Genomic DNA, 23095 nt, shown 5'->3' with positions numbered 1-23095 from the left:
AGGAAAAAGCCTTACTGGTGCTACCCTTGAATCATGCAAGGTGAAGGGACAGACAGAATGCAGGGACTTGATTCCAGAGCACAGTCCATCCTGACCGGGCTACGAGCAGACGTTCAGTCCGGCGCGACCCAGTTGGCGCTGAATACCCTCAACGAACTTTTGTCCTACCTGGACGAGGTTGCGCCGGACGTCGAGATCCTTTCCCGTCTGCTAGCGGAACTGAGGACGGCCCGACCTAGCATGATCGTGATCGACAATGCGCTGGCCATGATCGAACAGCGATTGAGCAGCGATCCACACGCCGCGCGAGCGGCCATCCTCGATACGCGCGATCAGTTACAGGACGCCACCACCACCATTGCCCGGCACGCCCGTGAGCATTTGCCGACAACCCCCGTGATCATGACCCACAGTGCCAGCTCAGTCGTCCTGGCCCTGTTCCGGAGCATGGCCGAGAACCAGCAGAGCTTTTCCGTTATCTGTACCCAGAGCAGTCCGGGGTTTGAGGGTCACTCCCTGGCACGTGCCCTGGATGAACTCTCAGTGCCTGTCACGCTGATTACGGATGCGCAGATGGGCCTCTTTGTCCCGGAAGCCGATGTGGTGATCACCGGGTGTGATACCTGGCTGGACGATGGCTGTTTTATCAACAAAAGCGGAACCTACCTGCTGGCCCTGGCAGCACGGGCTGCCGGCAAATCTTTCTGGGTTCTCGCGGACAGCTTCCGCAATAGCGACGCGAATCCCGGTTTGGTCGAGCTTGAGGAAATGCCAGCCGACGAGCTCAACGCACCTGAAGGGGAGTGGATAACTCACCGGAACGTCTATTTTGAGCGGGTGCCACACGCCTTGGTCAGCCATCGGATCAGCGAGCAGGGCGTTTTTTAGTACCCTGCTGGGCCTCGGCGGTAAGGGGATCTTCCGGCCAGGGATGCTTGGGGTACCGTCCACGCATGTCCTTGCGCACCTCGGGATAGGTGTTGCACCAGAAACTGGCCAGATCCGCGGTGACCGCAAGGGGGCGCTGGGCCGGTGACAGCAGATGGATCACCACCGGTTTCCGCCCGCCTGCCACGGTCGGAGTCTCCGTCCAGCCGAAAAGGGCCTGCAGCTTGGCCGCCAGAACCGGACCATTGTCGGCGGTATAGTCCAGGCGCACCCGCTGTCCCGTCGGGATGGTCAGGTGCGTCGGCGCCAGGGCCTGAAGCTGCTGCTGGGCCGGATAATCAAGCAAACTGTTCAGGGCCTGCAGCAGGTCGATCCGGGCCAGATCAGACCACCGGTTCATGCCGGCCAGAAACGGTCCAAGCCAGTGCTCCAGATTTTCCAGCAAGGCCGCATCGCTTGTGTCCGGCCAGCCATCATCCGGGAAAGACCCGGCGAGCAACCGCACACGGGCCCGCCACTGAAGGCCATCGTCAGTCCAGGGCAGGCTTGCCAGGCCCTTTTTCCGGATGGCATTGATCAGGCCCTGCTGAACCAGTTCCGGGTCCACCTGCGCAATGGGTTTTTCCTGCAGCACCAGTTCGCCCAGCTTACGGACCTCTCTGGCGATAATCTTGCCCTGCCCCTCGTCCCACAGTGCCTCATCGGAGTCGTGGATATGGTCAGCCAGATCCGACTCCAGATCCGGGATATCCACCGGCGCCGCAAGGTAAATGGTGGCTTCCCGGGCCCTGCCATCCAGCTCCGCAGCCACCAGCCACTCGTGCCGCGCCAGGGGATCATCCTCTCTCAGTGCGGCGCCTTTGCCATTGCTGAGTTGATACCTGGGCGCCTTGCCAGGGCGTCGTCGCGCGATACGATCCGGATAGGCCAGGGCCAGCAACCGCCCTACCTCCGTCTCGGACGGCATGGGCGCATCCGTCGCAGCAGGCCCGGCAAGACGCCTGGCCGACTGGCGCACGGCCTTCAGGCGAGCAGCATCCAGCGTGCGATCACGTCGCTCCCCATAGAAAACACGAATCCGCTCGTGCATGTCTGCCCCGGCACCAGAGCCCAGAAGATCCCGCTCTTCCAGCAGGGCAGCCAGTGCAGCAGCAGGCCCTCCAAGCCCGATTACCCGACCTTTCAACACCATATGTGCGAGGCGCGGGTGAGCCCCCAGTTCCCGGGCCGCCTTGCCATGATCCGTAATGGCCCCATTGGGTTCGAGCAAGTCCAACCATTGCAGCAGTGTCACCGCCTGTTGCCAGTGAGCGGCCGGTGGCTGATCGATCCAGGCAACGGACGCGGCCTCCCGGGCACCCCATTGGGCCAGCTCCAGAACAAGAGGCGCCAGATCGGCCTCCAGGATTTCCGGGGGCGTGTAGTCGGCCAGACCGAACTGTTCCGATTCGCTCCACAAGCGATAACAGACCCCCGGTTCGACCCGACCGGCCCGGCCCTTGCGCTGCTCCGCCGACGCTTTCGACACCCGACCGGTCACCAGTCGCGTCATGCCGCTGTTGGGATCAAACACCGCCCGGCGCTGCTGGCCGCTGTCGATCACAACCCGGACGCCTTCAATCGTCAGACTGGTTTCGGCGATGGCCGTGGCCAGCACCACCTTTCGTTGGCCCACGGGCGCGGGAGAGATGGCCTGATCCTGCTGCTCCGATTTCAGGTTGCCGTAGAGCGGTGCAACCATCACACGGGCTGGCAGGTTGCCAATCAGCTGCTGCTCGACCCGGCGAATCTCTCCGGCACCGGGCAGGAACACCAGCAGGGAGCCGGTTTGATCCCTCAAGGCCTCCTGAACCACCGACGTAACCTGGTCCACCGGGCGGCTGTTGCGAGACATCGGCCGGTAATGGACCTCCACCGGAAACGCGCGCCCCTCACTGGTAATAACGGGCACGTCGCCCAGCACCCTTGCGATGGGTGCGGTATCCAGGGTCGCGGACATCACCAGCAGCCGCAGATCCTCCCGCAACGCCTGCTGCGATTCCCGCACCAGGGCAAGGCCAAGATCCGCCTGAAGCGAGCGCTCGTGGAACTCGTCGAAGATGACCGCCGCGTAGTCCTCCAGCATCGGGTCGGCCTGGATCAGCCGGGTCAGGATGCCCTCGGTCACCACTTCAATGCGGGTCGCGGGAGAAACCTGTGTATCCAGCCGTGTGCGATAGCCAACCGTCTGGCCTGGCTTTTCACTGAGTTGCCTGGCCATGAATCGGGCCGCAGACCGCGCCGCCAGGCGACGGGGCTCGAGCATGAGGATCCTGCCATCGCCACGCCAGGACGCATCGAGGAGCGCGAGGGGAACACGGGTGGTTTTGCCGGCGCCCGGTGGGGCCTGCAGGAGCACGGTACTGGTTTGCTCCAGAGCTGCTTGTAACTCTGGGAGAATGGCATCAATCGGGAGCATCGGTTCCGGGTTCTATGGCGTCAGGAGCTTACCCGGTCGCGATTGGCTTTCGCCCACTGGTAGATCCGCTCGAAGGCCTCGGCCAGGTTGTGCGGATTATGGGGTGGCTGGATCACCGCAGCCAGTTCGCCATCAGGATTCAGCAGGGCGAAGTGGCCGCTGTGATCCACCAGCAGCTCGCCGTCCACCTCCCGGTGCACGAACACAGCGCTCAGGCTTTTGGCCAATGTCCGGAGGGTGTCGAGATCGCCGGTCAGGCCGTGGAAGTTCTCACCGAAGAAACCGGTGTAGGCTTTGAGTTTTTCCGGAGTGTCATGCTCGGGATCGGCGCTAACCAGTAGGTAATCGGGCTGGGGCAGCTCCTTCGAAAGCAGCTTGTCGGTCTGGCGCAGATTGGCCATGGCCGCCGGGCAGATATCCGGGCAATTGGTGTAGCCGACGAAGGCAAAGGTCCATCGACCCCTCAGGCTTTCCCGGGTGACCGTTTCACCGTTCTCATCCGTCAGCGTGAACTCTGCCAATTGCCTAGGCTGATCATAGACATAGGTATTGAAATCGGTCAGCTCCGGCGCCGGAATCGGTTCCTGGTTACCCACCAGAAATACCTGCCGACCCACAACCAGTCCAAAGATCAGAACAACGATTAGCAGAAGGAAGAACAGGGTAAGGCGAATAGAGCTGGAGCTTTTCATGCGTGGTCCACGTCGTTGATCAGATAAGCAGGCGGGGATGGCTTTCCGAAACCGTGCGGAGCCATGGATGGCGGAGCCGAGAATACACGGACGTATTTACAGCGTGTTTCGGAAAGCCATCCCCGCCTGCGTCAGCACAATGTCTGACTCAGAAGAATACAAAATGATCCACAAGCAATACCACAAACAGCGCCATGAGGTAAGTGATGGAATACTTGAAGGTATTCAGGGCTACCCGCCGGTCATCACCCTTCAACAGCCGCACTGCGTACTGCAGGAAGCGCAGGCCAAGGGCCAGGGCGCCCATCAGGTAAATGCCGCCGGACATGCCTGTGACAAAAGGTAGCAGGCTGACCGCCAGCAACATCAGCGTGTAGAGCAGAATGTGAAGCTCGGTGAACTTGTTGCCGTGGGTGACCGGCAGCATCGGAATACCCGCCTTCGCGTATTCTTCCTTGCGGTGGATGGCCAGTGCCCAGAAATGCGGAGGCGTCCAGGCAAAAATGATCAGCACCAGCAACAGGGCATGGCCCTCAACCTGGCCGGTCACGGCGGTCCAACCCAGCAGCGGGGGCATGGCACCGGCCAGACCGCCTATGGTGATGTTCTGGGGCGTAGCACGCTTCAGGAACAGGGTATAGACACCGGCGTAGCCCACCAGGGAGGCGAGGGTCAGCCAGGCGGTGAGATGATTCACCTGCCACATCAGTACCGCCATACCGACACACGCCAAGATGGCCGCAAAAAGGAACGCGTCCATGGGCGCAATTTTGCCGGTGGCCACTGGCCGCTTGCGGGTACGTGCCATCACCGTGTCGATTTTCTGGTCCACCACATGGTTCACTACTGCGGCAGCGCCGGCCAGCAGGGCAATACCCAGGTTACCCCATATCAACACGCCCCAACCGGGCACCCCCGGAGCCGCCAGCAGCATCCCGATCACCGAGGTGAGGATCATCAGCGCGACCACCCTGGGCTTGGTCAGCTCCAGGTAGTCACGCCAGGAAATGGTTGTTCTGGAGTCGCTCGCAATTGCCTGGGCCGGCAGTGCTTCCACTTGCTCGCTCATGCCGTAACCTCCTGGGTCATTGTTGTTGTGTTTGGTGCTGTGGCTGTGTGCGTTTTTGGCAACAGTTGATGCTGCCAGATCAGGTGAATCACTGACAAAAGAAGTCCCGCGCCCATGGCGTTATGGGCCACGGCAATGGACAGGGGAATATGGAAGATAACGTTGGCCAGCCCCAACAGGATCTGGGCCGCCAATACCACCGCCACCAGCTTGATGGCGTTGTCGAGTCCCGAATCGCCGCGTCGACGCCCCATCAGTGCCAGCAATGCCGTGAAATAAACCAGCACCACCATGGCGCCTAGCCTGTGGGTGACATGGATGGCGACTCGCCCGTCCGCCGTAAGCTGCCCCCCGAGATAGTTGGGGCCCACGTGCTGGGTGACATCAAAGCCGTGCCGGAAATCCATACCCGCAGGCCACCACTGACCCTGGCAGGTAGGCAGGTCGGTACAGGCAACGGCGGCGTAATTGGCGGCTGTCCAGGCCCCCAGGGCAATCTGCATCACCACCAGGAGGAGCCCGCCATACAGCCAGGGCCGGAAACCGGCCAGTGCAGTCTTTGGCGGCGGCTCCTGGTCCCGCTTCTGGCTGGCCTGCCGTCGCAGCCGGAAGGTAAGCAGTGTCAGCAAACTCAGGGTGGTAAAGCCACCGAGGAGGTGTAACGCCACCACCTGGGGCCAGAGTTTCAGGGTAACGGTCCACATGCCGAAGGCACCCTGAAGGATGATAAACCCGGCAATAAACAGCGGCAGCTTCACAGGAACACCGTCGCGACGGCGGCGAACGGCATAGGCCGCCAGCCCGAAGACCACCAGACCGAGAGTCCCGGCGGCATAGCGATGGATCATTTCCGGCCAGCCCTTTTCCACGTCCACCGGCGTATCCGGGAAACGGGCATTGGCGATAGCAATGCTGGATTCGCTCTGGGGTACCGTCAGAAAGCCATAGCATCCGGGCCAGTCCGGACAGCCGAGCCCGGCATGCACCAGACGGGTCCAGGCACCCAGCATGATGACGACAACCGCCAGCAGAACGGCGAACGTGGCCCACTTGGCCATCTTCCGGGCGGCTTGGGAGGATGATTGAAGAGACTGATTCAAGGCTGGATCCCCACTGTGACCATTAACCGATCTGCGACAGTTTGAGCAGATGCTTGAGATCCTCCAGCATATCCTTGCCGGTATGTTCGGAGCCGTAATGCATCATCACATTACCGAAGGGATCGACCAGCAGGATGCGGGGCTCGGCGTCCGGATTGATACCGGATGGCCAGTTGGGCTGAGCACCTGCTGCGGGCACAAGCCGTTCCATGGAGCTGTATTCGGAAGACCAACGCGCCTGCAGATCGGAAGGCACACTCCCCAGTGCCGCCGCCCTGGAGACACGATTGGCGTTCTTGCCAAGGGCAATATTCACCTGTCTGGCCAGATAGAGCAGTTCCTCGCACTGGCTGCCACACTGTCCGGCAGCCACGATCATCAGCCAGTCCGGGTCGGCTTTATCCGGACCGAAGCGCTCTGCCAGCGGAGTGCCGGACGCGGTTTCAAGGTTGAGCGTCGATACCGGCGCCACGGGCTGAAGCAGAACGCCGTTGTTGGTATGGCCGGCAGGGTTCAGCCAGCCGGTGTAAAACATGATGGTTGCGACAATCATCGGCCCAAAACCCAGTGCAAACAGCAGGAACGCTGTGCGGCGGCCGCGACGGGCCTGCTCCGGGGTTGGCCCTTCGTTCTGTTCCTGGTTGGATATCCGGTTAGCCATTGTCATTGTCATTATTGGCTCCTGTCTTTCGATAACTCGCGCTTTCTATAGCTCGCCACTACCGTCAATATAGTCAGCGCCACGGCCAGCGCAAACCATTGCGTGGCATATCCGTAATGGGTTTGCGGCCCCATCAGGTCCGGTTCCCAATCCGCGCGGTAAGCGCCCGGTTGGCCCTCCCCGGAAAGCCGCACAATCCTGTCGGGAAGTTCCGGGATCTCCAGCCGCGCAGCCTGCTCGGAGAGACTCTGCACTCGTTGGGGCCATTGATCCTCGGCCGCCGGCTGGTCCACCAGCACCGGAGGTACCGGGTAATCGCTGATCCGCCCTTCCAGGGTGAAAATGCCCTCGGGCGTTGCGATGTCCGGGAGCTCAGCCCGGGTTCGCGGCGCCTGTACCCAACCGCGATTGATGACCACCGGCGGCCCCTCAAGCGGTCGAAACTCTGCAAGCACCTCATACCCGGGAGCTCCGTCCCGGGTCCGGTTGTCCAGAAGCCAGGTTCGGCTTCCGTACATGCCGGTTAATGTCACTGGCCGGCCACTGGTCAGATCTCCGGACACCATGTCCTGCCATGCCAGGTTTTCTGCTTCCTGCTGCCACTGCTCCAGCAGGACCTGCTTTTCCTCGGCCCGGTTCAGCTGCCAGACACCCAGGCTGACCAGCAAAGGCAGAAATACGCCGCTGAACACCAGCAACCGCCAGTCAAAGTGCCATTGGCGGTGTGTACGCTGCGAATCAGACATGCTCTGCTATAGTGACCTCAGCGAGCCCGGAACCTGTTCCGCCCCGTACATTCACAACACCAATAAAAACAGGAATTCTCATGCTCAAGGCCTTTATCGTTTTCCTGATGCTTGCCGTGGTGGTGAGCCTGTTCAGCGGCCTTTTCTTTCTGATCAAGGATGGCGGCAAGACCCATCGGGTGGTCAACTCCCTTGCCGTCCGGGTCGCGCTTAGCATACTGCTCCTGGCGGTGATTCTGATCGCTCTGTGGCAGGGCGCCCTGACATTAAATCCGACGCCCTGACCCGCAAACCTCAAATGATGTAGACGAAAACGAACAAGCCCAGCCAGACAACATCCACGAAGTGCCAGTACCAGGCCGCTGCCTCGAAGCCAAAATGCTTTTCGGCGGTGAAGTGCCCCTTGTTGATGCGAACAAGCATGATGATCAGCATCAACGAACCCAGCATTACATGCGCACCATGGAACCCGGTTAGCATAAAGAAGGTGCTGCCATATATGCCGGAGGCGAGGGTCAGGTCCAAATCCTGATAGGCGTGCATGTACTCATAGCCCTGTACGAACAGGAACACCAGTGCAAGAGCAATGGTTATTGCCAGCCAGAGCTTGGTTTTCGCCCGATTACCCACTTTCAGGGCATGGTGGGCCACCGTAATCGTGAATGACGAGGTGACCAGCAAAATGGTGTTCATCAGCGGCAAACCCCAGGCGCTGATCACTTCCTTGGGGCCGGGGTAAGCTTCCGGATTGGGGTTGTTGATCAGCGGCCAATTGGCGGAAAACCCCTCCCACAACATATTGGTACTGCCTTTGTCACCCTCGCCGCCGAGCCAGGGCACGACAAACACGCGAACGTAGAACAGGGCGCCGAAAAACGCCGCGAAAAACATCACCTCCGAGAAGATGAACCAACTCATCCCCCATCGGAACGAGCGGTCCATCTGTTCGCTATATAGCCCAGCCCGGCTTTCTTTAATAACGTTCCCGAACCAGCCAAACAGCATATAAGCCATGATCAGGGCGCCGATCAGGAACATGATCCAGGCGCCGGTCGTGCTCTCCCCCTGCTTGCCATTGACCATGATGGCGGCCACCCCGTAGAGGGTCACCCCCAGGCCAACGGTCGCGATGATGGGCCACTTGCTTTGTTCCGGAACGTAATAGGTCTGGTTTTCCGCCATGACAGTCTCCGATGGCTTATCCGTTATCGTTTGTTGTTGTGTCTTTCCGGGAAGTTTGCGTTACCGCCGGCTGCTTGCCCTGGTCATACAGCGTGTATGAAAGCGTAAGCTTGGTGATGTGTTCGGGCAGGTCCTTGTCGACGATGAAAATGAGCGGCATTTCAGTGCTTTCACCCGCTTCAAGCGGTTGCTGGTTGAAGCAGAAGCATTCGGTCTTGTGGAAGTACAACGTGCCTTCCGACGGGGCAAGGCTCGGGACCGCCTGCCCGACCATAGCCTCGGTTGTCGGGTTTTCGGCGTAGAAGTTCACGGTCGTCGGCTCCCCGGGATGTACCTCCACGGAACGCACAACCGGTCGAAACTTCCAGGTCATTCCCGGGCCATTGGAGGCCAGAAACTGGACTTTCACCGTGCGGGTCATGTCCGCTTCGGCCACCTCGGTGGACTCGTACCTGCCACCGGTCTTGCCGTTGATCCCGGTAATCTCGCAGAACACGTCGTAGAGCGGCACCATGGCAAAGCCGAAGGCAAACATGCCAACCACCCCGGCCAGGCACCAACCGACAACCCGGTTGGTGCTACGGGAAGAGCCTGCATTATTTGCCTGCTGGTTCGACATGGCACCGGCCTCCGGTTACTTCACTTCCGGTGGTGTCGAGAAGGTGTGGTAAGGCGCCGGCGAAGGCACGGTCCACTCAAGGCCTTCAGCACCATCCCAGGGCTTGGCCGCAGCCTCTTTGCCACCTTTGATGCACTTGACCACAATCAGCAGGAACAACAGCTGAGTCGCGCCGAACATGAACGCTCCAACACTGGAAACCATATTGAAGTCCGCAAACTGAAGGGCATAGTCCGGAATCCGTCGCGGCATGCCGGCCAGACCCAGGAAATGCATCGGGAAGAACGCCAGGTTCATACCGATAAACGAGAGCCAGAAATGGGTCTTGGCCAGGGTTTCGTCGTACATGTGGCCGGTCCATTTGGGCAGCCAGAAGTAGGCGGAAGCGAAAATCCCGAAGATGGCGCCCGGCACCAGCACATAGTGGAAGTGGGCAACCACGAAGTAGGTATCGTGGTACTGGAAGTCAGCCGGCGCAATGGCCAGCATCAGGCCAGAGAAACCACCGATGGTGAACAGGATCACGAACGCCACGGCAAACAGCATTGGCGCTTCGAAGGTGAGGGAGCCCCGGAACATGGTGGCCACCCAGTTGAACACCTTTACCCCGGTAGGTACCGCAATCAGCATGGTGGCGTACATGAAGAACAGCTGGCCAACGATGGGGATCCCGACGGTGAACATGTGGTGCGCCCAGACCACGAAGGAGAGCAGGGCGATGGCACCCACCGCATAGACCATGGAGGCATAGCCAAACAGCGGTTTGCGCGAGAACGCCGGAATAATATGGGACACCGCCCCGAATGCCGGCAGGATCATGATGTACACCTCGGGATGCCCGAAGAACCAGAACACATGCTGGAACAGCACCGGATCACCACCGCCAGAGGCGTCAAAGAAGCTGGTGCCGAAGTTGATGTCCATCAGCATCATGGTGACCACCCCGGCCAGTACCGGCATCACCGCAATCAGCAGGAACGCCGTGATCAGCCAGGTCCAGACGAACAGGGGCATTTTCATCAGGGTCATGCCCGGGGCCCGCAGGTTCAGGATGGTGGCGATCACGTTGATGGCGCCCATGATCGAGGAGATACCCATGATATGGACCGCGAAGATGAAGAAGGTGGTGCTGGGCGGCCCGTAGGTCGTCGACAGGGGCGCGTAGAAGGTCCAGCCGAAGTTGGGCGCACCACCTTCCATGAACAGCGTGGAGACCAGGATCAGGAAGGCACAGGGCAGCAGCCAGAAGCTCCAGTTGTTCATCCGTGGCAGCGCCATGTCGGGTGCCCCGATCATCAGAGGCAACATCCAGTTGGCCAGGCCGACAAAGGCCGGCATGACCGCACCGAAGACCATGATCAGGCCATGCATGGTGGTCATCTGGTTGAAGAACTCGGGCTGCACAATCTGCAGGCCGGGCTGGAAAAGCTCTGCCCGAATGACCATGGCCATGGTTCCGCCCAGAAGGAACATGGCGAAACTGAATATCAGGTACATGGTCCCGATATCCTTGTGGTTCGTGGTCAGCAGCCAGCGGCTGATGCCTTTGGCCGGGCCGTGATGATGATCCTGGGCGTGGGTATCTGCAACCGCACTCATGAAAACCCCCGTTACCGCCATTTATTGTGGCTGGTGATATCTGTTATCTGGCGATGATTACTGCTGGTTCTTGTAATCAAAAATTTCTTTCGGAGTGACCATTTCACCCGTGTTGTTACCCCAGGCGTTGCGCTCATAGGTAATCACCGCGGCGAGGTCCACCTCACTGAGCTGACCGCCGAAGGCCTGCATGGCCGTTCCGGAGACACCGTTAACCACAATATCGATGTGGGCGGCCATGTCTTCCAACACTACCTGGCTGCCTTTGAGCGCCGGGAAGGCTGGGGGCGCGCCGCTGCCATCAGCCTGGTGACAGGCGGCACAGGCGGTCTGGTAGGCTTTCTCGCCGCGCTCCATCAACTCGGCCAAGGTCCAGTCTTTCTGGGTCAACTGGCGTTCACGCTCCGCAGCCTCTTTCTTCTCGGCGACCCAGGCGTTGTATTCCTCCTCGGGAACCGCCTCGACAACCACCGGCATGAAGCCGTGGTCCTTGCCGCAGAGCTCGGTGCACTGGCCACGGTAGATGCCGGGCTTGTCGACCCGGGTCCAGGTCTCATTGATAAAGCCCGGAATGGCATCTTTCTTGACGCCGAAATCCGGCACCCACCAGGAGTGGATGACATCGTTGGCCGTCAGCAGGAAGCGGACCTTCTTGCCCACCGGAATCACCAGCGGGTTATCCACCTCCAGCAGGTAATTCTCGCCTTTGGCCTGGCGGTTCTCGATCTGTTCCCGTGGCGTGGAAAGGTTGGAGAAGTAGCCAAAATCCTCATTGATGTATTCGTATTGCCACTTCCACTGGTAGCCGGTGACCTTGATGTCCACCTCCGATTCGGTGGTGTCATACATATCGACCAGGGTTGCCGTGGCAGGAATCGCCATAACAACCAGGATGACAAAAGGTATGATGGTCCAGAGAATCTCTACCAGGGTGTTCTCGTGAAAGTTCGCCGGTTTGGCGCCCTGGGATTTTCGGTGGGCAAATATAGACCAGAACATGACTCCGAAGACCACGACGCCAATGACGACGCAGATCCAGAGTATGGTCATGTGAAGGCTGAAAATTTCATTACTGGTGCCGGTCACCCCCGGGGTCATGTTCAGTGTCCAGTCCGCCATGGACCAGGCGGGGAACATCAGACCGCCTAAAAGGGCACCTGCCCGCTGAGCGTGCACGCGCATACTGTGTCTCCACAGAGTGTTATTCTTGTCGGATTTTGCGTTATCCCACCGGTCTCTCTGGCGCTCGCATACACCGGAAAAACCAGAGTGGAAGCCTGCTTACGGATACCTCAGATTCGAGTATAGACACAGATCAAAAAAAGACTAAAAAATCGGCTAAATCCAAAAAAGCTAACCACGGAATTTTAAGAATCAAAAAGAATATGACTTTTCACCTCCCGGCAACCGACCGACGCCTTTGGGCTCTGGCATGGCCTCTGATGCTCACCAACCTCACCGTTCCTCTACTGGGGCTGGTGGATACTGCCGTGCTCGGACATCTGGAAAGTCCCGAATACCTGGGCGCCGTGGCCGTTGGTGCCAATCTGTTCAGTATCCTGTACTGGACCTTTGGCTTCATGCGGATGGGCACGACCGGCCTGGCGGCCCAGGCATGGGGCAAGCGCGACAGCTTCAGCCAGGTGGCATTACTGCTGCGCTCGGTGCTGCTGGCAACGGGTATTGGCGTGCTGCTGATTCTGTGTCACCAGCCACTGATCCAGACCGGGCTGACCCTGATGAATCCCAGTCAGGGCGTGACCGAGCTGGCAGCCGAGTATGCGGCTATCCGGATCTGGAGCGCGCCGGCCGTTCTGTGCCAGTACACGCTGGTTGGCTGGCTGATCGGCACCCAGTTTCCCCGGGGCCCCATGATCATGCTGATTGCCGCCAATGGCCTGAACATCGTGCTGGATATCCTCTTTGTTACCGTGCTTGGCTGGAACAGCAGAGGCGTGGCCATCGCCACGGTGATTGCCGAGTACGGTGCCGCCACGATCGGATTCCTGATCGTGCTGAGCCGGATGCCCGAGGGGCAGACACTCACCCGGGCTTTATTTGGCAAGCTGGAGGATTACCTGAAGATCCTCCGGGTGAACCGCTACATTATGGTTCGCACCATCGCCCTGCTGTTGGTGCTGGCTTTCTTTACCGCCCAGGGCGCCCGACAGGGAGACACCATCCTCGCGGCAAATGCGGTTCTGATCACTTTTCTGCTATTGATTTCCAACGCCCTGGACGGTTTTGCCAATGCCGCCGAGGCGCTGATTGGCGAAGCCATTGGCAAAGGCAGCCGGCGCCGGTTCCGGGTGGTCTTCCGCAGTGCCCTGAGATGGTCACTCTGGGGCGCCCTGCTACTGACCATTGTTTTTGTCGCCGGCGGGCACTGGCTGATCTCGCTGCTTACCGGTATCGAAGAGGTCAGGGCTACCGCCTGGCGCTTCCTGCCCTGGCTATGGCTGCTACCGTTTGCCGCAGTCTGGGGTTTTCTTCTGGACGGCGTGTTTATCGGGGCAACCCGGACCCGGGACATGCAGAACACCATGCTGTTTTCCGCCCTGGCCGTTTTTGCGCCGGTCTGGTGGCTCACCACAGGTTGGGGCAATCACGGGCTCTGGTTCGCATTGATCTCCCTGATGATCGCGCGTGCCGTGAGCATGGGGTGGCTATGCTGGTCCCACACTCGTCATGACCGGTGGTTCCAGAGCCAGTGACCCGGATTCAATCTGTAACACTACGGCTCACTATTTACACCATGGCATAAAAGCAGTTGGAAAAATCTCGGCTACACTTGTCTGAACAGGCAGGCAAGATGTGGTAGCCAGCCCTCCTCTCCTGCCCGGGAACTCGTTGCTATCAGTTGCTAACAACGGGAGGCGCCTTGCGACCTCAATTCGTTCAGACATCGGCTTCTCCTGAAATGACACCACAGGTAGTCTTAGAGATTATTGATCAGGCGCGACGCAAGGAAGCCCGCTCCGGAACCTTCCTCCGGCAGCTTCATGAAAAGGTTGCTGTGTTGCCGTCTGCCGTTACCATCGAGGGTTACCAGCCTGCCACCTGCCTGTTCCAGTTTGTGGTCGAATACATTGAAATGGCGCCGAGGCTGATTGAGTGCGTCGAAGCCTGCGCCCGTGAGGCGGGGAAAGCCGATCTGTTTGAGCCATTCGTGAACGCCGCCATCCGCTATTTCACCCAGCCGTCGGCGCTTCTGGTGCGCTATGACGGCCTTGATGGCCTGCTGATTCGCGCCTACCTGTGCCACAGGCTGATGGAAGAAATGTACGAAAATAACCGGTGTACCCGGGCCAGTGAAATCGTGGATATAGAAGCCACTCGTGCTAACCTTCTGGCTCATCAGCTGATCGGCGAGCCCTTTGCCAATGAGTTGGACGACTCCATCACCGTAACCGTGTTGCAGATAGCAGGCACGCCGGACTATTACGAGCTGAACCTCGACCCGTTTGTCGAGCAGGTGAACAACGCCGCGTGGGACTGGATGCGGCATTACTGGGAAAATCTGCTGGTAAGGAACCACATTCGATTTTCCCTCGGTTCCGGTATGGCCTGACAGGTTCAGAGGATTAATGAGAGTATCAGCGATTGCAGTACTGGCGGGCCTTTTGATGTCTGCCATGGCAGTGACAGCCAACGCCTACGAGTTGTCTGTAACCGTTACCCTGGATGGCAGCACCGAGCCCGTGGCCAATGCCGTGGTTTCCGTGGACAGCGGCCGTCAGGGCACCCCGGTTTCTGCCGAAATTTATCAGAAGGATCGCGCCTTCCATCCTCATGTGCTGGTGGTTCCCGTTGGCTCCAGCGTGGATTTCCCGAATCGCGACAATACCCAGCACCACGTTTACTCCTTCTCGCCGGCAAAAACCTTCAACATTGAACTCTACGCCGACCGCCCGGCGGCTCCGATCGTATTCGATAAACCAGGTATCGTTGAGCTGGGCTGCAACATTCACGATCACATGCAAGGGTTTGTGGTGGTTACCGATACCGCCGCGACCAGCCAGACGGATGCCTCCGGCCAGGTCACCCTGTCCATCGAGTCGCAGGGTACCGAAGGCAGCCCTGAGAAGGTGACAGTGGAGATCTGGCACCCACGACTGCCGGACAACACCCGCCCGGTCACCCGTGAAATCGAGGCTGGCGATAAGCCAGCAATCGTAACGCTCAACCTCGAACCCGAGCCTGCCGCAGAAGGTTCGCTGGACCGACTCCAGCAGCGCTTCCGGGAGCTTTGATGGGTTTGGCGTCTCGTCTCGGATTCCGCGGCCGACTGATTGCCGCCATGATTTCACTGGTGGCCCTGGTCAGCCTGGTGATCGTGGCCCTGCTGATGGTGTACCTGTTCGAGGATGAAAAAAGCCGGGCCCTGGAGCAACTGGCCATCGGTGAGCGGCTGACCAACGAAGTCATTGACCGGCGCACCGAACTGGAACTGTCCCGGCTCGGCGTCGTGGTTCAGGATTTCGGCTTTCGCTCGGCCATTGCCAGCCGCGACCCGGCCACCATCGACAGCGCGCTAGAGAACCACAGCGGAAGGGTAGGTGCCGACTTCGCGCTCCTGCTGGACAGTCAGGGGCAGCCCCTGGCCTCGACCTTACAGCGCCCGTTTCCTGAAATCACACCCGACCAGCTCGCCAACACTCGGCGCAACGGGTTTACCCGGTCATTGCGCGCTATCGACGGCATGGGCTTTGAGGTTCTTGTAACGCCGGTTGAGGCTCCGGGTCTTCGGGCCTGGCTGGTTACCGGCTTTGCCCTGGACCAATCCCTCGCGGAAGTGATCGCCCGTCTCAGTGGGACCTCGGTGATTTTCCGGGCGCGATCCGATCAAACAGAGGGCCTGAGCAGCTTTGCCACCACCACCCGCATCGACGACAATCTAGAACAAGAGCTCAAAGGGGCACCCGGCAACGCCAGGTTCATCGAAAGTGCTGGCTATTTCACCCGCATCATCAACCTTGGCGACTCGGAACCTGCAGCCATCCAGGCCGTGCTGCTGATCAGTCGCGATGCAACGCTCCAGAATTATTACCGGCGGGCCGTGGAAATCGCCCTGTTGGTGAGCGCCATCCTTGTTTTCGCCATCCTGCTTGCCCTGGTTATTGCCCGGAATCTGGGTCGTCCGGTGTTGCAACTGGCAAGCTACGCGCGGGCCATCGGTGAGGGCAATACGCCCCGGGCTCCAGCCATCCGGGCCGGCGGCGAACTGACCCAGCTCCGGAACGCCCTGAGGGACATGCTGTCCGGCCTTCGGGAACGGGAAGCCCAGATCCGGTATGCGGCGACCCATGATGATGTCACCGGGCTTAAAAACCGAAACGCCCTGATGCAAGACGCCGCCACGCTGTTTGAGCAGGGTGAACGGGGCACACTGGTGGGAATACGGCTGAACGACCTCTCCGACATCAATGATACCCTGGGCCTGGAATTCGGCGACAAAGTCCTGATTGGCATCGCCACGCGCCTGCAGGAAGAGCTTCCAGACGCGCGTATCGTCGCCCGTACCGGGGGCGGTGAGTTCTTGGCCCTGATTCCGCAACTGCCCCCGGAGCAAAGTAGTCACCGGATCCGACAACTGCACGAGCTGGTTGAATCCCCTCTGCAGGTAGACCAGACCCCCTTCTCCCTCAGGGTCACCATCGTCACCATGGAACTGCCGGAAGATGCCTCGGATACCGATGCCCTGCGTCGCAGGCTCAATCTTACCTTCGAGCAGGCCGAGGCCCACCCCGATGCCTTCACCCGTTACAAGCCCGGCCAGGATGAAAGCCATCTCCGGGAACTGAAGCTGATCACCGATCTGCACGCGGCAATCCTGAATAACGGGTTGCATATGAACTATCAGCCGAAACTCGACAGCCAGACCGGCGAGCTGGTTCAGGTAGAGGCCCTGGTGCGGTGGATTCACCCGGAGCTCGGATTCATATCCCCGGAGGAGTTCATCTTCCTCGCCGAGCAATCCGGGCAGATTCATGATCTGACAGCCCATATCCTTCAACGGGTGGCCAGCGATGCGCGGCAATGGCATAACCAGGGTGTTGACGCGGGTGTGGCCATCAACCTGTCCGCCATGGACCTGACCTGGCCTGCCCTGATCCAATACATCCGCGATACCTTCAAGGACTGGCACCACGATCTGGCGCGGGTCACCCTGGAAGTCACCGAGAGTGCGCTGATGGAAGATCCGGAAGAGGCCATGGCGACCCTGAATCGGCTCCGTGAGTTGGGCGTGACCTTGTCGGTCGATGACTTCGGCACCGGCTATTCCTCGCTGTCCCAACTGCGCAAGCTGCCGGTACAGGAGCTGAAAATCGACAAGTCCTTCGTCTTGAAACTGGATTCCGAGCCTCAGGACCAACTCATCGTGCGCTCCACCATCGATATGGCCCACGGCCTTGGGCTAAAAGTCGTCGCCGAGGGCATCGAGAATCTGGAGGCCTGGCAGCTATTGCAACACTGGGGCTGCAATCTGGGCCAGGGCTTCTACCTGAGCCGGCCGGTAGCCCCTGAGGATTTGCCAGAGACTGCCCGGTCCCTGGCCGCCCGAGAACGGGAACTGACCCACCGCAACCCGGAGTATTCAGAATGACAGCCAGACCCTTCATAACCCTGACCCTGGCGCTTCTGGTAGCCCAGACCGCGGTGGCCGACATCGGCAGCCGGATCTGGGCGACCGGAGGTGTCACTACCATTGAAGGCAGTGCCGGTGGTGGCCTGGTCCCCTGGGCCCTTCTGGGAAGTTACGCCAGCGATGAAGAGTGGGGCGGCACGCTGGCGCTCAGCCGGGCCGAAGTGGACGATTACTCGCTCTCGGTCACCGGCGCGGGACTGAACTGGAACAACCGTCTGGAAATCACCGTGGCACGGCAGACCCTCGATCTGGACAGCCTGGTGTTTACCCTCAAAGACGGCTTCGGACTTGAGCAGGACGAACTGAATCAGGACATTTTCGGTGCCAAGGTTCGGCTCGCCGGTGATGTCCTTTACACTCCCTGGGGCCAATGGTCTGCCGGCATTCAGTATAAACGCCAACGTGATTTCACCGTGCCTTCGGCCATCGGCGCCCGGGATGACAGTGGCACCGATGTGTTTGTCAGCGGCAGCAAGCTGTTCTTCGCGGCGGTGATGGAGAGGAACCTGTTGGTTAATCTGACCGCCCGGGCAACCAGGGCCAACCAGGGCGGCCTTCTGGGTTTTGGCGGTGACCGGAATAACAGCCACGAACTGATGATGGAGGGCAGCGTAGGACTGTTCCTGAACCGTCAGTGGCTGGTGGGTGCGGAGTACCGGCAAAAGCCGGACAATCTGGGTTTTGCCACCGAGGATGACTGGTGGGACCTGTTCGTAGCCTGGGTGCCGGACCGGCGCCTGGCGGTCACCGGAGCCTTGGTCAACCTGGGTGACGTCGCCACTCTGGAAGACCAGCAAGGTCTGTATCTCTCGCTGCAGGGGAGCTTTTGATCATGACAAACCTGAACCCCAAGCGCTTGATCGCCCCCCTGATGCTGGGGATGGCAATGGTTCTGGTGGGCTGCCAGAGTATGAACAGCCAGCCTGATGCATCCCTGTATCAGCAACTCGGTGAACGTGAGGGCATTGCCAACGTGGTCGAAGACCTGCTGTATCTGATTGTCGAGGACGATCGCATCAACCAGCAGTTCAAGGGCATGGATGTCGCCCAGTTCCACCACAACCTGACGGATCAGCTGTGCGAGCTCAGTGGCGGGCCCTGCACCTATACCGGTCGGGAGATGCGGGAGCTGCATTCCGACATGGCCATCACCGACACCCAGTTCAATGCCCTGGCGGAAAACCTGATACTGGCCATGGAACAGAACGACATACCCACCGGCGCCCAGAACCGGCTGATCAAACGGCTGCTGCCGCTGTACCCTGACATTCGCAATCTATAGAACGGAGAACCCTACCTTGCTCGAAAACGCTGATCTGGGAAAACTGATTGTCCGCCTGACGCTGGGCGGCCTGATGCTGTTCCATGGCATAGCCAAGCTGCTGAACGGCGTCGGCTTCATTGAGGGCGAGCTGGCCAGCCATGGCCTGCCGACCGTCCTGGCCTACGGTGTGTACGTGGGCGAAATCATTGCACCCCTGATGGTCATTCTTGGCTATCAGACCCGGATCGGTGCGTTGCTGATTATTTTCAACATGCTGTTTGCCATCATCCTCGTCCATGGTAACGAGCTCCTCAGCCTTGGGCGCAGCGGCGGATGGGCCTTGGAACTACAGGGTTTCTTCCTGTTCACGGCGGTGGCAGTGATCTTCCTTGGGCCGGGCCGGTACAAGCTGAAGAACTGAGTATCCAAGGGACGTCAGGTGCCGGGCACAGTCGCGGCCCTGAAGTCCCGGGCTACCATGACCCGGTTACGGCCGGACTCCTTAGCTGCGTACAGCGCCTCATCGGCCTGACGGATCAGCTCCTGGGGCTCCGTGTCCGGATCTGGTACCAGGCAGGCAACGCCCACGCTGATGGTAAGGTTGACCGGAGCTACCCGTTCGCCTGAGTGCACTGGCGAACGGGCCACCGCCTGACGCACTCGCTCGGCAACCCGAACCGCTCCCTCTTCCGGGGTGGCCGGTAGCAGAATGCTGAATTCCTCACCGCCGTAGCGGGCCAGCAGATCCCCGGATCGCTGGACCTCGGCGGCACACAGGGCGGCCACTTCCGTCAGGCAATCGTCGCCGACCAGGTGGCCCAGCTCATCGTTTACCCGCTTGAAGTGATCAATGTCCAGCAGGAGCAGGCTCAACGGATGACCGTGCCGCTGGGCCCGCTTCCACTCATCCTGCAGTTTTTCATCAAACCGTCGCCGGTTGGCCACATGGGTCAGCCCATCGGTGAGGCTGATTGCTTTGAGCTGCTCGTTGGCCCGTTCCAGTTCGTCGGTACGCTCCTGAACCCGCAGTTCAAGAGTCAGGTTTGCCTGTTGCTGGATTGCCAGCGCCTGTTCCTGAGCTTCGTGGCGTTTGCGACGCTCCAGGTTGATGCGGTAGGCAAGGGCAAAGGACAGCAGGACCACCTCCAGCGCCACGCCGATTTGCGGCATGAACTCGGTAAGGAAACTGCGCGGCATCATACCGAGCTTGCTGACCGCCAGAATCAGGTGGCCAATCAACAGAGGTGTCCAGGCCAGCACATAGAAACCACCCAACAACTGACCCTTGCGCCAGACCAGGAAACCGATAAGCCAGGCCGCCGGGGTAAACACAGCCGCAATCCCGCTCACCAGCACAATACCGGTCTGGTAACTGCCGAACAGGCCAAAAACGAAGCAGGCACTAATTGCAATCAGAACGCACTGCAAAAACCGGTAGCTTCTCAGGCTGTAGGACCGGATGTTGAGGAAACGAATCGCGAAGATAATGGCTGAGAAGAGGGCGAAACAGATAACCGGAATAGTAAAGTATCGGTTGATACCGGGAGCATCTGGCCACAGCCACTGAAACAGCAGGCCATTGAAATTCAGCTGAACCAGCCCGCTAAATACAACGGTCAGCACGTACCAGAGGTAAGTGGAATGGCGCACAATAAGAAACAGGAACAGATTATAGAGCGCCATGGCAACGATGATGCCCAGAAACATCGTCTGCCAGCCATAAGACAACTGCTCATTGGCAAGAAATTCAGCCGACGGAATCACCTCCATAGGGATCTGCACCGATCCCAGAGTTTTTACCCTCACGAAGGCGATGACCGGCTCGGTGTTCGACGGCACCAGGAAGACAAAGTTGCGATGGTGGATCGGACGGCTGCTGAACGGCAGTGTATCGCCGGTGTGATGGGTCTGGACCAGCTCGTCATTGAGCACCCAGTGCACTGACACTTCATCCAGCAACGGATATCCGATCTCCATTACCCGGTTTGCTGGCTCCGGCGGAATCTCGACCCTCAGCCAGAAACTGCCATCACTGAAACCACGATTGAACACCTCGCTGGAACCGGATCTCTGCCAGTCCTCGGGCGGCAGGGCGCGAACGTCTTCCAGTGCCAATTCATCAGCGGGCGCTTCCAGCCAGTCGAATGCAACGGGAGCGGCCTGAACAGGCACGCTGGCCAGACATGCCAGCGAGAATATAATCAGAAAGACGCAGTATAACTGCCGCACCATAGCTGTTTCCGGTTTCCGGGTCCGTCCTGGTGTTCTACACTTTCAGGCCCTGACTGAGTCGTACGCATCCCTGCAATTTTTTCCAGTCTAGACGGTTGCGAATGCTACGTCCTCCGTAACGACAGGGCCAGCATAGCCCGAATCCATTGAGGCCGATAATGACCGAACGCAAGAACGAGATACGTCCGGGGAAATACCGACATTACAAGGGCAAGGATTATGAAGTCCTTGGCGTTGCCCGACACAGTGAAACCGAAGAGCAGATGGTGGTGTATCGCTGTCTGTACGGCGATTACAGCCTCTGGGTGCGCCCACTGACCATGTTCCGCGAAACCGTGGAAGTAGCCGGCGAGCAGGTACCCCGATTTGCCCGCCTCGACGAAGCCTGACGGTTACACAACCGTTTTGACTACCGCGATCATTTCCTGCACATTACCGCGCTTTTCATGATGCCGGCCCCCAGAAGGGGCCGGGATAACCATTAATTCCTACCCGGAGTTTTGCCATGAATGCCGTTGTAGCTGCGGTTGCCATCATGCTCGTCCTGAGTTTGTGCCGCATTCACGTTGTTGTTGCCCTGATCATCGGCGCCGTATCCGGCGGCCTGATTGCCGGAATGTCCCTGGAAGCCACCATCGAAGCCTTCAATAATGGCCTGGGCGGCGGTGCCACCGTGGCTCTGTCCTACGCGACTCTCGGTGCCTTTGCCGTTGCCATCGGCAAATCCGGCCTGGCCCACGCCCTGGCCGACAGGGCCCTGGCACTGGTCGGACGGCAGGAAGAAGGCGCCGCCGTGAATGGCATGCGCTTTCTGATCATCGGCCTGCTGCTGGCCATTGCCATCTCGTCCCAGAACATCCTGCCGATTCACATCGCCTTCATCCCGCTGGTGGTTCCGCCACTGCTGTACGTGATGGCCAAACTGAACATGGACCGCCGCCTGGTGGCCTGCGTGCTGACCTTCGGCCTGATCACCCCCTACATGTTCCTGCCCGTCGGCTTTGGCGGCATCTACCTGAACGAAATCCTGATCGCCAAGATCAACGCCAACGGTGTCGACGCCTCCGGCCTGAGCGTCATGAAAGCCATGGCGCTGCCGGCACTGGGCATGCTCTTCGGTTTGCTGATTGCCGTCTTTTTCAGCTATCGCGGCGGCCGCTCCTATAACCTGGAAACGATTACCCAAGCTGAACGGGTGGACACCAGCTACAGCCCGCGCACCCTGATTATGGCCCTGGCGGCCATCGTTACCGCGTTCGTGGTACAGCTCTGGCTGGGCTCAATGATCCTCGGCGCCCTGGCCGGATTCGTGCTGTTCAACCTGTCCGGGGTGGTGCGCTGGAAAGAGGCCGATGACCTGTTCACCGAGGGCATGAAAATGCTGGCCATGATCGGCTTCATCATGATCGCCGCGTCTGGTTTTGCCGAGGTGATGCGGGAAACCGGAGAAATCGCCAGCCTGGTGGACAGCTCCGTGGGTGTAATTGGTGAGAACAAGGCGATGGCCGCACTGCTGATGCTGGTGGTAGGTCTGCTGATCACCATGGGTATCGGCTCGTCCTTCTCCACCATCCCCATCATCGCGGCCCTGTATGTGCCCCTGGCCCTGCAGCTGGGGTTCAGTCCCCTGGCCATCGTGGCCCTGGTCGGCACCGCCGGCGCCCTGGGTGATGCCGGCTCCCCGGCCTCCGACTCCACCCTCGGCCCCACCGCCGGCCTGAACGCCGACGGCCAGCACAACCACATCTGGGATACCGTGGTGCCGACGTTCCTGCACTACAACCTGCCATTGCTTGGCTTTGGGTGGTTGGCGGCTATGGTTCTTTGAGTTCGGAGGTGGCTTTGTAGCCTTCGTGTTGAGGGGAGTTGCGAGGGGGCCGGATTATTTTTCCCTTGGAAATGGCAACTCGCTGCGCTCAGACATCAATTTCCGGCG

At 59.7% G+C, this 23095-nt stretch carries 22 protein-coding genes; 11 read left to right on the top strand and 11 right to left on the bottom strand.

Going from position 1 to position 23095, the window contains the following annotated elements:
• Window positions 1–57 precede the first annotated feature (57 nt).
• Window positions 58–888 carry an eIF2B alpha/beta/delta subunit family protein gene (locus tag GJU83_RS09575; protein ID WP_153634177.1) on the top strand — a complete coding sequence of 277 codons (831 nt, stop codon included), beginning with the start codon at window positions 58–60 and terminating at the stop codon, window positions 886–888.
• Here GJU83_RS09575 and hrpB read toward each other — a convergent pair.
• From hrpB to GJU83_RS09545, 6 genes are all read right to left on the bottom strand, one after another.
• Window positions 866–3346 (bottom strand): ATP-dependent helicase HrpB, encoded by a 2481-nt coding sequence (gene hrpB, locus GJU83_RS09570; RefSeq protein ID WP_153634176.1) that lies wholly within the window; start codon window positions 3344–3346, stop codon window positions 866–868. The two genes, GJU83_RS09575 and hrpB, sit on opposite strands and share 23 nt — an antisense overlap.
• 20 nt (window positions 3347–3366) lie before the next feature.
• Window positions 3367–4038 (bottom strand): SCO family protein, encoded by a 672-nt coding sequence (locus tag GJU83_RS09565; protein ID WP_153634175.1) that lies wholly within the window; start codon window positions 4036–4038, stop codon window positions 3367–3369.
• Between the two features lie 148 nt (window positions 4039–4186).
• Window positions 4187–5107: a heme o synthase gene (cyoE, locus tag GJU83_RS09560; RefSeq protein ID WP_069182472.1), complete on the bottom strand. Its 921-nt coding sequence runs from the start codon at window positions 5105–5107 to the stop codon at window positions 4187–4189.
• Window positions 5104–6165 carry a COX15/CtaA family protein gene (locus tag GJU83_RS09555; RefSeq protein ID WP_153634430.1) on the bottom strand — a complete coding sequence of 354 codons (1062 nt, stop codon included), beginning with the start codon at window positions 6163–6165 and terminating at the stop codon, window positions 5104–5106. The genes cyoE and GJU83_RS09555 overlap by 4 nt, the downstream gene beginning before the upstream one ends.
• Before the next feature lie 64 nt (window positions 6166–6229).
• The gene (locus tag GJU83_RS09550) at window positions 6230–6868 is read right to left on the bottom strand and encodes a redox-active disulfide-containing membrane protein (protein WP_069182828.1); all 639 of its coding nucleotides are present in this window, start codon (window positions 6866–6868) and stop codon (window positions 6230–6232) included.
• A gap of 11 nt (window positions 6869–6879) precedes the next feature.
• Window positions 6880–7614 carry an SURF1 family protein gene (locus GJU83_RS09545; RefSeq protein ID WP_227514438.1) on the bottom strand — a complete coding sequence of 245 codons (735 nt, stop codon included), beginning with the start codon at window positions 7612–7614 and terminating at the stop codon, window positions 6880–6882.
• 80 nt (window positions 7615–7694) lie between these two features.
• Between GJU83_RS09545 and GJU83_RS09540 the strand changes: the two genes are divergently transcribed.
• Window positions 7695–7898 (top strand): twin transmembrane helix small protein, encoded by a 204-nt coding sequence (locus GJU83_RS09540; RefSeq protein WP_069182470.1) that lies wholly within the window; start codon window positions 7695–7697, stop codon window positions 7896–7898.
• Window positions 7899–7908: 10 nt separating this feature from the next.
• On the opposite strand, the gene GJU83_RS09535 is transcribed toward GJU83_RS09540, so the two are convergent.
• Genes GJU83_RS09535 through coxB form a run of 4 tightly spaced genes read right to left on the bottom strand, consistent with a single transcriptional unit; the run spans window position 7909 to window position 12196 of the window.
• Complete coding sequence (locus GJU83_RS09535) at window positions 7909–8796, bottom strand: cytochrome c oxidase subunit 3 (protein WP_069182469.1); 888 nt, start codon at window positions 8794–8796, stop codon at window positions 7909–7911.
• A 16-nt stretch (window positions 8797–8812) separates the two neighbouring features.
• Window positions 8813–9415, bottom strand: a complete 603-nt coding sequence (locus GJU83_RS09530) for a cytochrome c oxidase assembly protein (protein WP_153634174.1) — start codon at window positions 9413–9415, stop codon at window positions 8813–8815.
• A 15-nt stretch (window positions 9416–9430) separates the two neighbouring features.
• Entirely contained in the window at window positions 9431–11014 is a 1584-nt protein-coding gene (gene ctaD, locus GJU83_RS09525) for a cytochrome c oxidase subunit I (RefSeq protein ID WP_069182467.1), read from the bottom strand.
• 57 nt (window positions 11015–11071) lie between these two features.
• Window positions 11072–12196: a cytochrome c oxidase subunit II gene (coxB, locus tag GJU83_RS09520; RefSeq protein WP_069182466.1), complete on the bottom strand. Its 1125-nt coding sequence runs from the start codon at window positions 12194–12196 to the stop codon at window positions 11072–11074.
• 203 nt (window positions 12197–12399) lie between these two features.
• On the opposite strand from coxB, the gene GJU83_RS09515 reads away from it, so the two are divergent.
• From GJU83_RS09515 to GJU83_RS09485, 7 genes are all read left to right on the top strand, one after another.
• On the top strand, window positions 12400–13728 hold the full coding sequence (locus tag GJU83_RS09515) for an MATE family efflux transporter (RefSeq protein WP_069182465.1): 1329 nt from the start codon (window positions 12400–12402) through the stop codon (window positions 13726–13728).
• Between the two features lie 206 nt (window positions 13729–13934).
• Window positions 13935–14585, top strand: coding sequence for a hypothetical protein (locus tag GJU83_RS09510; protein ID WP_069182464.1), 651 nt, complete (start codon window positions 13935–13937; stop codon window positions 14583–14585).
• Between the two features lie 16 nt (window positions 14586–14601).
• Window positions 14602–15267 (top strand): methylamine utilization protein, encoded by a 666-nt coding sequence (locus tag GJU83_RS09505; RefSeq protein ID WP_069182463.1) that lies wholly within the window; start codon window positions 14602–14604, stop codon window positions 15265–15267.
• Window positions 15267–17621 carry a putative bifunctional diguanylate cyclase/phosphodiesterase gene (locus GJU83_RS09500; RefSeq protein ID WP_069182462.1) on the top strand — a complete coding sequence of 785 codons (2355 nt, stop codon included), beginning with the start codon at window positions 15267–15269 and terminating at the stop codon, window positions 17619–17621. Before GJU83_RS09505 ends, GJU83_RS09500 begins: the two co-directional genes overlap by 1 nt.
• Window positions 17618–18493 carry a DUF3034 family protein gene (locus tag GJU83_RS09495; RefSeq protein WP_069182461.1) on the top strand — a complete coding sequence of 292 codons (876 nt, stop codon included), beginning with the start codon at window positions 17618–17620 and terminating at the stop codon, window positions 18491–18493. Before GJU83_RS09500 ends, GJU83_RS09495 begins: the two co-directional genes overlap by 4 nt.
• Before the next feature lie 2 nt (window positions 18494–18495).
• Window positions 18496–18945, top strand: coding sequence for a group I truncated hemoglobin (locus GJU83_RS09490; protein WP_069182460.1), 450 nt, complete (start codon window positions 18496–18498; stop codon window positions 18943–18945).
• 16 nt (window positions 18946–18961) lie between these two features.
• The gene (locus tag GJU83_RS09485) at window positions 18962–19348 is read left to right on the top strand and encodes a DoxX family protein (protein ID WP_069182459.1); all 387 of its coding nucleotides are present in this window, start codon (window positions 18962–18964) and stop codon (window positions 19346–19348) included.
• Window positions 19349–19362: 14 nt separating this feature from the next.
• Here the strand turns inward: GJU83_RS09485 and GJU83_RS09480 are convergent, their stop codons facing one another.
• Complete coding sequence (locus GJU83_RS09480; RefSeq protein ID WP_174805023.1) at window positions 19363–21159, bottom strand: sensor domain-containing diguanylate cyclase; 1797 nt, start codon at window positions 21157–21159, stop codon at window positions 19363–19365.
• Window positions 21160–21317: 158 nt separating this feature from the next.
• Here GJU83_RS09480 and GJU83_RS09475 point away from each other — a divergent pair, with 158 nt between their 5' ends.
• Together GJU83_RS09475 and GJU83_RS09470 are read left to right on the top strand one after the other, a co-directional pair.
• Window positions 21318–21548 carry a DUF1653 domain-containing protein gene (locus tag GJU83_RS09475; RefSeq protein ID WP_069182458.1) on the top strand — a complete coding sequence of 77 codons (231 nt, stop codon included), beginning with the start codon at window positions 21318–21320 and terminating at the stop codon, window positions 21546–21548.
• A gap of 116 nt (window positions 21549–21664) precedes the next feature.
• The gene (locus GJU83_RS09470) at window positions 21665–22987 is read left to right on the top strand and encodes a Na+/H+ antiporter family protein (RefSeq protein ID WP_069182457.1); all 1323 of its coding nucleotides are present in this window, start codon (window positions 21665–21667) and stop codon (window positions 22985–22987) included.
• The last annotated feature ends 108 nt before the right edge of the window (window positions 22988–23095 follow it).

It is taken from the genome of Marinobacter salsuginis, from assembly GCF_009617755.1.
Taxonomy (GTDB): Bacteria; Pseudomonadota; Gammaproteobacteria; order Pseudomonadales; family Oleiphilaceae; genus Marinobacter; species Marinobacter salsuginis.
The sequence above is the reverse complement of the archived record's forward strand: the minus strand, read 5'-3'. Positions and strand labels throughout refer to the sequence as shown.

Excerpts from the sequence above, each read along its gene's own strand:
- GJU83_RS09575 (WP_153634177.1), top strand. The coding sequence starts at position 58 with ATGCAGGGACTTGATTCCAGAGCACAGTCCATCCTGACCGGGCTACGA.
- hrpB (WP_153634176.1), bottom strand. The coding sequence starts at position 3,346 with ATGCTCCCGATTGATGCCATTCTCCCAGAGTTACAAGCAGCTCTGGAG.
- GJU83_RS09565 (WP_153634175.1), bottom strand. The coding sequence starts at position 4,038 with ATGAAAAGCTCCAGCTCTATTCGCCTTACCCTGTTCTTCCTTCTGCTA.
- cyoE (WP_069182472.1), bottom strand. The coding sequence starts at position 5,107 with ATGAGCGAGCAAGTGGAAGCACTGCCGGCCCAGGCAATTGCGAGCGAC.
- GJU83_RS09555 (WP_153634430.1), bottom strand. The coding sequence starts at position 6,165 with ATGGCCAAGTGGGCCACGTTCGCCGTTCTGCTGGCGGTTGTCGTCATC.
- GJU83_RS09550 (WP_069182828.1), bottom strand. The coding sequence starts at position 6,868 with ATGGCTAACCGGATATCCAACCAGGAACAGAACGAAGGGCCAACCCCG.
- GJU83_RS09545 (WP_227514438.1), bottom strand. The coding sequence starts at position 7,614 with ATGTCTGATTCGCAGCGTACACACCGCCAATGGCACTTTGACTGGCGG.
- GJU83_RS09540 (WP_069182470.1), top strand. The coding sequence starts at position 7,695 with ATGCTCAAGGCCTTTATCGTTTTCCTGATGCTTGCCGTGGTGGTGAGC.
- GJU83_RS09535 (WP_069182469.1), bottom strand. The coding sequence starts at position 8,796 with ATGGCGGAAAACCAGACCTATTACGTTCCGGAACAAAGCAAGTGGCCC.
- GJU83_RS09530 (WP_153634174.1), bottom strand. The coding sequence starts at position 9,415 with ATGTCGAACCAGCAGGCAAATAATGCAGGCTCTTCCCGTAGCACCAAC.
- ctaD (WP_069182467.1), bottom strand. The coding sequence starts at position 11,014 with ATGAGTGCGGTTGCAGATACCCACGCCCAGGATCATCATCACGGCCCG.
- coxB (WP_069182466.1), bottom strand. The coding sequence starts at position 12,196 with ATGCGCGTGCACGCTCAGCGGGCAGGTGCCCTTTTAGGCGGTCTGATG.
- GJU83_RS09515 (WP_069182465.1), top strand. The coding sequence starts at position 12,400 with ATGACTTTTCACCTCCCGGCAACCGACCGACGCCTTTGGGCTCTGGCA.
- GJU83_RS09510 (WP_069182464.1), top strand. The coding sequence starts at position 13,935 with ATGACACCACAGGTAGTCTTAGAGATTATTGATCAGGCGCGACGCAAG.
- GJU83_RS09505 (WP_069182463.1), top strand. The coding sequence starts at position 14,602 with ATGAGAGTATCAGCGATTGCAGTACTGGCGGGCCTTTTGATGTCTGCC.
- GJU83_RS09500 (WP_069182462.1), top strand. The coding sequence starts at position 15,267 with ATGGGTTTGGCGTCTCGTCTCGGATTCCGCGGCCGACTGATTGCCGCC.
- GJU83_RS09495 (WP_069182461.1), top strand. The coding sequence starts at position 17,618 with ATGACAGCCAGACCCTTCATAACCCTGACCCTGGCGCTTCTGGTAGCC.
- GJU83_RS09490 (WP_069182460.1), top strand. The coding sequence starts at position 18,496 with ATGACAAACCTGAACCCCAAGCGCTTGATCGCCCCCCTGATGCTGGGG.
- GJU83_RS09480 (WP_174805023.1), bottom strand. The coding sequence starts at position 21,159 with ATGGTGCGGCAGTTATACTGCGTCTTTCTGATTATATTCTCGCTGGCA.
- GJU83_RS09475 (WP_069182458.1), top strand. The coding sequence starts at position 21,318 with ATGACCGAACGCAAGAACGAGATACGTCCGGGGAAATACCGACATTAC.
- GJU83_RS09470 (WP_069182457.1), top strand. The coding sequence starts at position 21,665 with ATGAATGCCGTTGTAGCTGCGGTTGCCATCATGCTCGTCCTGAGTTTG.